Source organism: Pseudomonas brassicae, from assembly GCF_010671725.1.
GTDB lineage: Bacteria > Pseudomonadota > Gammaproteobacteria > Pseudomonadales > Pseudomonadaceae > Aquipseudomonas > Aquipseudomonas brassicae.
The window spans coordinates 1-1,740 of sequence record NZ_JAAHBU010000623.1; the positions used below are offsets into that span (position 1 = coordinate 1).

General features: G+C 69.1%; 1 protein-coding gene and 2 pseudogenes. All 3 read right to left on the reverse strand.

What is annotated here, in order from left to right; all coding sequences use genetic code 11:
• Positions 1–726, reverse strand: a pseudogene (locus G3436_RS26705) (Hpt domain-containing protein); the annotation flags it as partial.
• A pseudogene (locus tag G3436_RS26710) lies at positions 723–1,390 on the reverse strand (chemotaxis protein CheW). The pseudogenes G3436_RS26705 and G3436_RS26710, both read right to left, overlap by 4 nt.
• Positions 1,387–1,740 (reverse strand): tetratricopeptide repeat protein (locus G3436_RS26715; RefSeq protein ID WP_243667352.1); only part of this gene is annotated, 354 nt, incomplete at its 5' end. The gene G3436_RS26715 and the pseudogene G3436_RS26710, both read right to left, overlap by 4 nt.

Here is a 1,740-nt window from a genome sequence, read left to right on the forward strand (position 1 = left end):
GCACCTCGGGGCGCTGCACCGCTGTCGAGCTCGGCCTTGAGCGTGTCAAGGGCACGAATGCTCTGCCCATGCATGCGCTTGAGGCGTTGCAACGTGGCCAGGTAAGGCTTGAGGCGCTGGGTTTCGACCAGCGACTTGCTGGACAGGGTCGAGCAGGCTGTTGAGGCGCTCTGCGGTCACCCGCAGCACCCGTTCGCCGCCTTCGCGACGCTTGCCCCGGGGCGCCGGTTCGGCCGGCAATTCGGGCTCGGGCTCGGTTTCAGCCGCTGCCACTGGCGCAGCCGCGGGCTCGGCGGGCGCGCTCGGGAGCGGTGCAAGCGGGAGGCCGGCGACGGCGCTCGGGTCGAGCAATACCGCCATCTGCACCAGGAACGCCTGCACGGCGGCCTCGATCGACGCATCCCCCGGCGTGGCGATGCGCATCAGCAGATCGGTGCCCTGCAGCAATGCATCGATGTGCTCGGGGCGCAAACGCAGGCGCCCTTCCTGAGCCCCGACCAGGCAATCTTCCATCACGTGGGCAACGCTGACCCCAGCATCGACGCCGACGATGCGCGCCGCGCCCTTGAGCGAGTGGGCGGCGCGCATGCAGGCCTCAAGCTGGTCGGCCTGGGTCGGATTGCGCTCCAGGGCCAGCAGGCCGGCACTGAGCACCTGGGTCTGCGCCTCGGCCTCCAGGCTGAACAACTCGAGCAACGAAGCATCGCGCATTTGCTCTGGGGTCATGACAGGCTCCGGTTCACGGCAGACAACACTTGTTCTTCGTCCAGCACGCGCACGCTGCGCCCGCGCCATTGCAGCACCGCTTCGGTAAAGCGCGCAGCGGTGGCCGACTCGCTGGCCAGCTGGTGCGGGTCAAGCGCATGGATACCCTCCACTTCATCCACCGGCAGCACTACCGCGCCACCGCTGGCCGCGAGGATCAGCATGCGCGGCATCACCCGCGTCGAGACCGCCAGCGGGCTACCCGCCTCCAGCCCCAGCAAGTCGGCCAGCGACAGGCACGGCACCAGTGCGCCGCGCACGTTGGCCACGCCTTGCAGCACACGTGAGCGCTGATGCGGCAACGAATGCACCGACTGCAGCGGCGCCACCTCGACCAGGCAGCGCGTCGCCAGCGCCAGCCACTCCTCGCCCAGGCGAAACAGCAACAGCGAACGCCCGGCACACACCGGCGCCTGCACCGGCGCTGCTCGTGCGCGTCCTGGGCCAGGGCATAGCGATCGAGCAGGCGTGTCGCCGCGGCGGCATACACCTGGCAGTTGCGGCAATGGATATGTTCGACCAGCAGCGGGCAGCGCTTGTCGCCATGTACGCCGATACGGTTCCAGCAATCGTCGATGGCCTCGACCTCATTGGCCATCACGCCCAGTTCCCCTGGCCCACTCATTGTTCAGGCTCCCGATCACTGCGTTCACGTCGCGCCGCGCGCTCCTGCAGGCGCCGCGCACCGACCACGTCGCCCTGGGAGGCGAGCAGTGCCGCCAGGTGGGCCAGCGCTTCGGGATGCTGCGGTTGCAGGTACAGGGCCTTGCGGTAATGGTTGAGCGCCTGCGTGCCTTGACCTGCGGTATCACTGAGCAAGCCCAGCCAGTAGAACACCTGCGCGTGGGGCTCGAACTGCTGCAGGTAGCGCTCGCACGCCGCACGGGCCTCTTCGCTGTTGCCGGCGTTGGCCCAGGTGGCGATCTGTGCCAGCAATGCGGGCGCCGCGTCGTCGGCGCCCGGCGCGCTGCGGCC